This is a genomic window from Methylobacterium soli (genome assembly GCF_008806385.1).
Lineage (GTDB): Bacteria > Pseudomonadota > Alphaproteobacteria > Rhizobiales > Beijerinckiaceae > Methylobacterium > Methylobacterium soli.
This window is the reverse complement of sequence record NZ_VZZK01000081.1, coordinates 1-8,779: the sequence shown is the minus strand read 5'-3', so window position 1 is coordinate 8,779 and position 8,779 is coordinate 1. Positions and strand designations below refer to the sequence as shown.

Annotated in this window: 9 protein-coding genes; 5 read left to right on the top strand and 4 right to left on the bottom strand. The window is 62.5% G+C overall.

Translation table 11 applies throughout. The features are described from left to right. Positions 1-303: 303 nt before the first annotated feature. Both F6X53_RS31350 and F6X53_RS31340 read right to left on the bottom strand, forming a co-directional pair. A complete protein-coding gene (locus tag F6X53_RS31350) occupies positions 304-513 on the bottom strand; it encodes a hypothetical protein (RefSeq protein WP_151005748.1) in 210 nt (69 codons plus the stop codon). Between the two features lie 548 nt (positions 514-1,061). Next, complete coding sequence (locus F6X53_RS31340) at positions 1,062-1,985, bottom strand: alpha/beta fold hydrolase (protein WP_151005744.1); 924 nt, start codon at positions 1,983-1,985, stop codon at positions 1,062-1,064. Between the two features lie 211 nt (positions 1,986-2,196). On the opposite strand from F6X53_RS31340, the gene F6X53_RS31335 reads away from it, so the two are divergent. The 4 genes from F6X53_RS31335 (at position 2,197) to F6X53_RS31315 (ending at position 7,567) form a co-directional block, all read left to right on the top strand. Beyond that, complete coding sequence (locus F6X53_RS31335) at positions 2,197-3,075, top strand: cobalamin B12-binding domain-containing protein (RefSeq protein ID WP_151005741.1); 879 nt, start codon at positions 2,197-2,199, stop codon at positions 3,073-3,075. Between the two features lie 1,096 nt (positions 3,076-4,171). Then, positions 4,172-4,363, top strand: coding sequence for a type II toxin-antitoxin system ParD family antitoxin (locus F6X53_RS31325; RefSeq protein ID WP_151005739.1), 192 nt, complete (start codon positions 4,172-4,174; stop codon positions 4,361-4,363). Then, a complete protein-coding gene (locus F6X53_RS31320; protein WP_151005737.1) occupies positions 4,360-5,877 on the top strand; it encodes an ATPase domain-containing protein in 1,518 nt (505 codons plus the stop codon). The genes F6X53_RS31325 and F6X53_RS31320 overlap by 4 nt, the downstream gene beginning before the upstream one ends. After that, a complete protein-coding gene (locus F6X53_RS31315; RefSeq protein WP_151005735.1) occupies positions 5,864-7,567 on the top strand; it encodes an ATP-binding protein in 1,704 nt (567 codons plus the stop codon). Before F6X53_RS31320 ends, F6X53_RS31315 begins: the two co-directional genes overlap by 14 nt. Positions 7,568-7,670: 103 nt before the next feature. Here F6X53_RS31315 and F6X53_RS31310 read toward each other — a convergent pair whose 3' ends face one another. Beyond that, complete coding sequence (locus tag F6X53_RS31310) at positions 7,671-7,883, bottom strand: hypothetical protein (protein WP_151005733.1); 213 nt, start codon at positions 7,881-7,883, stop codon at positions 7,671-7,673. A 2-nt stretch (positions 7,884-7,885) separates the two neighbouring features. Then, a complete protein-coding gene (locus F6X53_RS31305) occupies positions 7,886-8,086 on the bottom strand; it encodes a hypothetical protein (RefSeq protein WP_151005730.1) in 201 nt (66 codons plus the stop codon). Between the two features lie 242 nt (positions 8,087-8,328). On the opposite strand from F6X53_RS31305, the gene F6X53_RS31300 reads away from it, so the two are divergent. Next, positions 8,329-8,779, top strand: a 451-nt coding sequence (locus F6X53_RS31300; protein ID WP_151005728.1) for a LysR family transcriptional regulator, incomplete at its 3' end; no start/stop codon positions are given.

Genomic DNA, 8,779 nt, shown 5'->3' with positions numbered 1-8,779 from the left:
AGCCGCACCACTCGCTCTCGACCCGAGGGCGTCAAACGCGCATTCTGATGGATGTTCATCCGGTCTGTCCGGGATCGTTGAAGCCTCGCAACTCCAGCGTCCTCGGTTCAGACCGGATGGACAACCTCCTGAAAGCTCACAGCTAGGCCAGGTTGGTGTCGTCGGTGACCAGGAAGTCGCGCTCCGCCTGCGCCGCAGCCATGGTCTCGGAGGCGCTAGCGACCCTGATGGGCTGCTTCGCCGTGACGTGGTCGGTGACGAGGCCGTTCGGCTCGCGCCAGCCGCGGTGTAGCCGAAATCACCTCATCGGGGATCTCGCTCGAAGGTCGCGGTGCAGGCCTGGAGCGTCGCGATCCGCGCCTCGATCTCCCGTAACATCATCGTGTCCTCGGTGACGTCCTGGCTGCGGTCAGCCCGCGCCTCGACGAGCAAGACCTGATCGGTCCGCTCCACTTTCAGCGCCGCGATTTGCCCATTCAGATCGTCGAGCCGGTCTTCCGTCGTTCCTGTCATCGCCCATTGCCCCGCCTGGCTCCTGACCCCGGATACCAACCCTTAACCAGCCCTTGGCAGCATACCTTTGAGCCAAGTTGCGTATCGGCTCCCACATGAGATGGACTACCTCCCCGCCAGCCCGTGATCGTAGCGGGCGGCGGGGCAGTCCCTCATCCTTGGGCAGCATTGGGGACATCCTCGTCTTTTGTATCCGCGCAAACATTTGCTAGGACACCCGAAATATCGGCTGGATCCACGAAACGATTTTCATCTCGCACACTTAACAGACGTTAAGAGCCTTCGCTTGCTGCAGGTTAATCCGGTAGCGCTGTCAGCGGAGGTGCCGTCTCATGCGAGCATGCAATGCGAGAAGCCAGTGATTGCCCACCTCTTGATGGGCCAGCCTCCGATCCTGTTCTGTACGGCGTGGCGTTCGGCCTAGAGCGCCTGTTCCCGCCTATTGAGCATCCCTGCCTCGAACACGGCTCTGAGATCGGTTCGGACGCAGACGACGCGATGCATGAGGAAACTCGGGACCAGCGCTAAGCGGACAGACGAGCGCAGGCTCACTTCAGGAACGCTTGCACGGCCTTTAGCGAGACGTCCGGTGCCTCCTCTTGCGGGACGTGGCCAAGGCCGGGAAGGGAAACAACACTGCTGCCAGAAATCAGGCGCGCATAGTCAGCCGCATTGCTGAACGGGATCATGGCGTCCTGCTCGCCCCAGAGCAGCAGGGTCGGCGCCTGGATCTGTCGCAGCAGCGGCTCGGGATCGCTGTAAACCGCCTGTTCCATGCGCGTGATCATGGCCTCACGCACTCCAGGAGCCAGCATGAGATCGCGATAGCGCTCCACTACCGCATCCGTGAGGAGCGCTGGGTTGCCATAGGCCGGCGCTAAACTCATGCGGACCAACGGGCTGGGCAGGATGTAGCGCATCAGCTTGACGGAGCTGGGCACCGCTGGCTGACGACCATATTCGGCCCCAGGCCCCGCGAAACCATCCGGCGAAATGAGCACGAGCTTGTCGACCCTCGACGGGTTTTCGGCAGCGAACTTCCAGGCGATCCGGCCGCCGATTGAGTTCCCGATCAGGCTGGCCCGCTTGACGTCGAGATGATCCATAAGTGCCGCCAGCACCTGCAGACTGTGAGCATCCGTGTAGTCGCCCGTCGGATCCGGGCCGGTCAGCCCGGAGCCCGGCAGATCGAGCCGGACGACGCGGTGGGTAGCGGCCAAGGCCTGTGACCATGGCTCCCAGGTGTGCAGGCTCGACCCGAAGCCGTGCAGCATCACGACGGCAGGAGCTTCCTTCGAACCGCTGTCTCGAACGTGCATCCGCAAGCCCTCGACCTCCACGTAGTCGGCCGGTGCCTTGAGGTAGCGGGCTTCAAGAAGGGAACGGGATTTGTCCGGAGTGTAGAGCCAGATCGCACTCGCGATCAGGATGGTCGCGAGGACGAGTGTGATGATCAGCAGGGCGACTTTCATATCATTCTCGGAGGCGTCGAAATTGAGAGAGCTGGTTGCCGAGGATCACCGTACGGTCGTTCACCAGTGAGCGATGCGCTTGATGAGTTGACCCAGCATACTGTCTCGCCAGCTTTACATTGGGTGGGTTTGACGCTTTCATGCCGGTTCCGGTGGCGCCGCTGTTCACTGAGCAGCGGCATCGTCGATAAAAAACCGTGGGAGGGGGACGATGCCGGACCTCGCGTCGTCTGCGAATGCGTGGGCTGACCGGCTCGCGCCGGAGACCGCCCGGGAAGCGGAAGTCCGGCGAGCCTACGCGCGCAAGCGATCTGCGGATGAAGCGCGCGAACGCCAGCTCGCCCTGAGCCGCGTCGTTCAAGCCGAGATCATTCCTCGGCTGAGATTGCTCCACCCCAGTGTCGCAGTAGAGAAGCCCAAAGCGTCGCTGAAGCCAGACACGGAGCTGGTCGCTAAATTTACCGATTTGGTACTCGCACACGATGTCTCGTCGGTCTTCGATGCCTTCACGGCGCTGATGTCGAGCGGCTATTCAGCCGAAGATTTGTTCCTGGGCCTGCTCGCACCATCGGCTGCGCTGCTTGGCCGAATGTGGGATGAAGATCTCTGTGATTTCATAGAAGTCACGACAGGCGTGGCTCGGCTCCAAATCCTTCTTTCCTTGTTCCGTGTAGACAACGGCATTACCGACGTTGACGGCAATCGTCGTGTTCTCCTGATGGGCGCACCCGGGGAGCGGCACACGTTCGGCGTAGCGATTGTCGAGCAGTTCATGCGGAAAGTTGGATGGGAGGTATCGAGCGGACTGGCCTCTAGCCCTCAGCAGATTGCCGAGTTGGTCGCGTCGGAATGGTTCGGCGTGGTCGGGCTAACACTCAGCTGCGAGACGGGCATCGATCAATTGGCGGCTTCCATCCACTCTGTACGTCAAGCCTCACGTAACACTTCTATTGGCGTTATGGTCGGTGGCCCAGTCTTCCTTGAGCATCCGGATCTTGTCGAGCGTGTCGGCGCAGATGCCTCGGCCGTGGATGCTCCAACAGCAGTATTACTCGCGCAGAGGCTAATTGATATTCAGGTTGTATGTTGACGAGGAATACGGTGCTGGAGCGATGTTGATATATAGTCATGTTTCGCTTTTGACCGAACCTGACGCGGGTTGATGCCTCTTATGCTAGACTGGCGCGTCTCACTCGCAATCTCCGGAGGGTTCGTGCTCGGCGGTATTGCCGCAACCGCGAGTGTGGTAGCGATGCCTGATGAACCTGTTACAGCCGTATGCAGCGTTCTGCTGACCGGGATCATTGGGATGTGTGCTGCCATTATGCAGCTCACCGGGCAGTAAGGAAGCACAGATCGGAATATTACCAAGGGGACGGGAGACTTGTGGCTGAGCCGATGTCTCTAGGATTTGCTGCTGTTTACGGCATTTTCTTCGGACTTGTCGGATTTGCGCTTGTTGCCTTGATCGTGATGCATTTCAACAAACGCGACAGAAAATGAAAGCGTCGTCGGCGGGTTCGCAGATGTTCTGGCTTCCGGCGCAACCGCACCCCGTGCTGAACTCTCGACCCCAGTAAGGCTCCCCTTAACCCGAACGGGCCGGCAATCTAGGCGAGCGAGGGCCGCGCCTCGCGGACTTGGATTGCCGTGAGCCGCAGTGGGGGGGGGGGGGCGGCACAGCGGCCGGGAGCGGCGGAATGGCAAGGAAATTCGGGCCGCTTCCCAGTTGGCCTCGTCTACTTCGGCGGTCCTACGCGGCGGCCTACTGCGGCCTTGCAGCTCCGACGTTCAAGCGGCTGCTACGCGACGTGCGCCCACTCGACGTGGGCCATGGCCTCCTCCGCTGGGACCGATACGACTTGGACGAGTGGATTGACCGGCAGAAAGGCGACGCCGCAAGCGTCGAGGCCTACTTTATGACGCTCCCTAAGATAGGGGCATCTGGGTAACCATTGCCGAATAACATGCTCGTCCTACGGGTGCCTGTGTTCCAAAAGGGCTTGCTTCAGTGGAACTTAGCAGGCGCCTTTCAACTGCGATGCAGTTCGCCGACTGGGCGTTATGGAGCCTTCGTCGCTCCTTCCTCGGGTAAGCTCCACGGGAACCCAAGCGTTTCGCACAGTGTTGTGCGCGAGTTGTGTCGGTTCGTGCGACACCCCGAACTCTCGTGCCTCCGGACGCTAATGCCGACACGCATCGCGAAAAACGTCTCGATCACGCCGGAACTCCTGCAGTTCATCCAGGCAAGGATCGCCACCGGCCGCTACCAGAACAGCAGCGAGGTGATGCGCGCCGCTTTGCGTGCGCTGGAGCGCGAGGAGCTGGCGGATCAGGAGAGGCGCAGCCGGCTGACAGCCAATCAGGTGCAGTCATGAACCTGATTGAGCAGACCGATGATGAAGATCCGCCCCGGATCTCGACGGGAAGTGCCGCGCTCGACAACATCCTTGGCGGCGGCCTCGATCGCGACCGCATGTATCTCTACGAGGGTCGGCCCGGCACCGGCAAAACAACGATTGCCATGCAGTTCCTGCTGGAGGGCGCCCGTCAGGGCGAGCGGGTCCTCTACATCACCCTCTCGGAGACGCAGCAGGAGCTCAGGCTCGTTGCCCGACGCCATGGCTGGTCGCTTGATCAGATCGACGTGTTCGAGCTTATTCCGCCTGAAACGACGCTCGACCCGGAGCGCGAGCTCACCATCCTGCATCCGGCTGAAATGGAGCTGAGCGAAACCACCAAACTCGTCTTCGACCGTGTGAGCGAGATCAATCCGACCCGGATCGTATTCGACAGCCTGTCGGAGCTGCGGCTCTTGGCCCAGAGCTCGTTGCGCTATCGCCGGCAGGTGCTCGCGCTCAAGCACTTCTTCACCAGCCGCCGTAGCACCGTCATCCTGCTCGACGACCTATCTTCGCAGGAGAACGACCTTCAGCTGCACTCGATCTCGCACGGGGTCGTCTCGCTGGAGCAGCTGGCTATCGACTATGGTGCCGAGCGTCGGCGTCTGCGTGTGATCAAGATGCGCGGCATTCGATTTCGCGGCGGCTACCACGACTTCACGATCGAGAAGGGGGGGCTGGCGATCTATCCCCGTCTCATCGCCGCCGAGCATCATACGCCCTTCGTTGGCGAGTTCGTCCCAAGCGGCAACGCCGAGCTCGACCGTTTGGTCGGCGGCGGACTTGAGCGTGGGACTAACGCTCTGCTCATCGGAGCAGCAGGCGTCGGTAAGTCGACCATAGCCTTGTCCTATGCGGTTGCAGCAGCGCAGCGCGGCGAGCACGTCGCGTTCTTTGCGTTCGACGAGGGCCGTGGGACGATCGAGGCCAGGGCTCGCAGCCTCGGACTTGGTCTTCAGCCCGCTCTCGATGCCGGCTTGATCTGTTTGCAGCAGGTCAATCCCGCCGAGCTCTCACCCGGTGAATTCGCGTCCATCGTCCGTCGCAGCGTCGAAGTCGGCGGTGCGCGGATCGTCGTGATCGACAGCCTCAACGGCTACCTCAACGCCATGCCGGACGAGCGCTTCCTGATCCTGCAGATGCATGAGTTGCTGACCTACCTAGCCCAGCAGGGGGTCCTCACCATTCAGGTTCTGGCTCAGCACGGCCTCGTCGGTCCGACCGAGACCCCACTCGACATCAGCTATCTCAGCGATGCGGTGCTGATGCTGCGCTATTTCGAGGCTGAGGGCATCGTCCGACGCGCCCTCTCCGTCGTGAAGAAGCGCAGCGGTCACCACGAGCACGCGATCCGAGAGTTCGTCCTGAGCTCGAACGGGATCGCGGTCGGGCCACCGCTCAAGAAATTCAGCGGGATCTTCTCGGGATCGCCACGCTACTCGGGCGACAGCGCCCCCCTCATGTCAGTCGACGAACATGCTGAAGGTTGAGCGAGATAGCGGACGGGTTCTCATCTTCGCACCGATCGGGCGAGATGGACCGGCCTCGGCGGAGCTTTGCCGTCGCGTAGGCTTGCCTGCCGAGGTCTGTTCGAACCTGACGCAGCTGCTGCAAGGCATCGAGGCGGGGGTGGCGACCGTGCTGATCGCCGAAGAGGGCCTATTCGGGCAGGACCTGCTGCCGCTCTTCGCTTGCGTCGAAGGCCAGCCGCCCTGGTCGGACCTGCCGTTCGTTATCCTGACGAGCCGTCAGGAACAGCCTGCCGTCGCGGCATGGCGCCAGCGCCTCGTCACGTCGCTCCGCAACGTCTCGCTGCTTGAGCGGCCAGTGCAGGCGATCACGCTGACGAGCACCGTCCAGGCCGCATTCCGGGCGCGCTTACGTCAATACGAGGTGCGTGTGCTGCTCGAAGCCCGAGATCGCGCAGCACAGGAGCTGGAGGCGCAGGTCATCGCCCGCACCAGCGAACTCGAAGAGGCCAATGGCCAGCTTCGCAGGCAGATGTCCGAGCGAGCCCGCATCGAGGAGAGCCTCCGGCAGGCTCAGAAGATCGAGGCCATTGGGCAGCTAACCGGCGGCGTCGCGCATGATTTCAACAACCTGCTCATGGTCATCTCAGGCGGGCTCGACATGCTTGACCGACAGACCGATCCTGACCGTCGCAAGCGCCTCATGGACGGCATGCGTCAGGCGTCCCAACGCGGTGCTGGCCTCACGCGCCAACTACTTGCCTTCTCACGCCGTCAGTCCCTAGCCCCGGAAGCGGTCGATCTCGCCCGGCAGATCGGCAGCATGCGCGAACTTCTCGATCGCAGTCTGCGCGGCGACGTGCATGTCCGACTGGAATTCACACCGGACCTTTGGCCGATTGAGGTCGATCCCGGCGAGCTCGAACTCGTCGTCCTGAACCTTGCCGTGAACGCCCGCGACGCCATGCCGGAGGGCGGCACCATCGTGGTGCGCGCTGAGAATGTGCCCGCATCGCCAAGCGCTGTCGGCGACTTCGTACGCCTCTCGGTTATCGACACGGGGACAGGGATGCCGCCGGAGATCATCGCGCGGGTGTTCGAGCCTTTCTTCACGACGAAGGACATCGGCAAGGGATCCGGACTTGGACTGGCGCAGGTGCATGGATTTGCGACCCAGTCCGGTGGGACCGTGGAGATCGAGAGCGAAGCTGGAAGAGGCACCAGCGTTATCCTATTGCTGCCCCGCTCCCAGCGGACACCCGCGGCTGATCAGCACCACCTGATCGACCTACACCTGACCCGGCCAACGACAGGATCCGTGGGATGCGTGCTCCTCGTCGAGGACGACGACGAGGTCGCCGCACTCGTCGCCGAGATGCTGGGTCAGCTCGGATATGAGGTCATCCGCGTGGCGAGCGCGCGTGCGGCATTGGGTGCGCTGGCCAACGGTCGTGTGGTCGATGTTGTCGTATCCGACATCATGATGCCGGGCGGCATGAACGGGGTCGATCTCGCCCGAGAGGTACGGAAACGTCGCGCCGAACTCCCAATCTTGTTGACCAGCGGCTACGCGGAAGCGGCCAAGCGCGACGCCGATGCGGAAGGGGTTCGCATCCTCCCGAAGCCCTACCTGCTGACCGAGTTGGCAGCGGCACTTCAAACGGCCCGAGACCAGAACCTTACCGGCGAGCCTTCAACACGAGCTCACTGACACCCGCTTGCGCGGACAGCATCAAAGCGGGCGCGATCTTACAGCGCCAGCGTTCTAGTAGGGCGAACCTCGTCGGACCTTAGCCGGAGCAGGCGCTCTCCTCTCACGCATCGTCTTCTAAGCTGAGAAGGAGTGATCGATGGGTGCGAGCAATTGCGAGCGTTCGTTCGATCTCGGCCAGGACCTGCTGGGCGAGCGCCCGCTCAGGTCCCTCAAGCTCGGCAACCAGCCTGATTTGCCGCGCCCGGCGCATCTCAGCATGCGCCACGTCCCGGATAGCGGCATCGAGCAGGGTCTCAGTCCTGGACGCCGTCATGATCAGCTCGCCTGGATAGCGCGGAGGCGCTGGAGGTGGGCGAGCGTCTGCTCGAATTCGATCAACAGGGTCTCGGCCATGCCCGTGTCCCGTCCATCCTCTCTCAGGCGCTCAATCAGCCCGATCTGCCGAGCGCGGCGCGCCTTGCCACCGGCGACGTGCTGGGTGACGAGGGGAAGGTCATCGACGGGCTTCCCGTTCATGACCCGCGCTCTCCGGCTAACTGGGGCCGCCTCCTATAACCGTCCTTTTCGCAGGTCAAAGGCGGCCGGCTGCTCCAAGGCGCTCCGATAGGACTTGCCCTAATGGACTGGTCCAAACGACGCAGAACGCTCCGTCGGGGAAACGACCGTTTTCCCGACACATGCATGCGGGAGGCTTCAACCCAACTCGGTCATGATCCGATGCGGATTGCTTTCTCGCTAGCAGTCATTCCACTGCCTCGATGCAAATCAATCGGACGGAACTGGCTGATCTCGGAACCTTCCTCGCCATTGCGCGCCAACGTAGCTTTCGGCGTGCGGGTCTGGAGCTTGGCGTCAGCGCCTCCGCGCTGAGCCATGCGCTCAAGGCGATGGAGGCGCGCTTAGGTGTGCGCCTCGTCAACCGCACCAGCCGCAGCGTCACGCTGACGGCGGCGGGCGAGGATCTGCTGGCTTCGCTGGACGCTCCCTTCGCGGCGATCGGGTGCGCACTCGACGTGCTCAACCAGCATCGGGAGCCAGCCAAGGCCACGGGGCGGATACGCCTCAACGTGCTCGAACATGCGAGCACACTCCTGCTCGCCCCTGTGCTACCCCTCTTCCACGAGCGCCACCCGCAGTTGGAGCTCGACGTTCGGGTTTCCAACGACCTGCTCGACGTCGTGAATGCCGGGGCCGATGCGGGCATCCGAT

Bases quoted from the DNA above. Each gene is read 5' to 3' on its own strand.
- F6X53_RS31350 (WP_151005748.1), bottom strand. From the start codon at position 513: ATGACAGGAACGACGGAAGACCGGCTCGACGATCTGAATGGGCAAATC.
- F6X53_RS31340 (WP_151005744.1), bottom strand. From the start codon at position 1,985: ATGAAAGTCGCCCTGCTGATCATCACACTCGTCCTCGCGACCATCCTG.
- F6X53_RS31335 (WP_151005741.1), top strand. From the start codon at position 2,197: ATGCCGGACCTCGCGTCGTCTGCGAATGCGTGGGCTGACCGGCTCGCG.
- F6X53_RS31325 (WP_151005739.1), top strand. From the start codon at position 4,172: ATGCCGACACGCATCGCGAAAAACGTCTCGATCACGCCGGAACTCCTG.
- F6X53_RS31320 (WP_151005737.1), top strand. From the start codon at position 4,360: ATGAACCTGATTGAGCAGACCGATGATGAAGATCCGCCCCGGATCTCG.
- F6X53_RS31315 (WP_151005735.1), top strand. From the start codon at position 5,864: ATGCTGAAGGTTGAGCGAGATAGCGGACGGGTTCTCATCTTCGCACCG.
- F6X53_RS31310 (WP_151005733.1), bottom strand. From the start codon at position 7,883: ATGACGGCGTCCAGGACTGAGACCCTGCTCGATGCCGCTATCCGGGAC.
- F6X53_RS31305 (WP_151005730.1), bottom strand. From the start codon at position 8,086: ATGAACGGGAAGCCCGTCGATGACCTTCCCCTCGTCACCCAGCACGTC.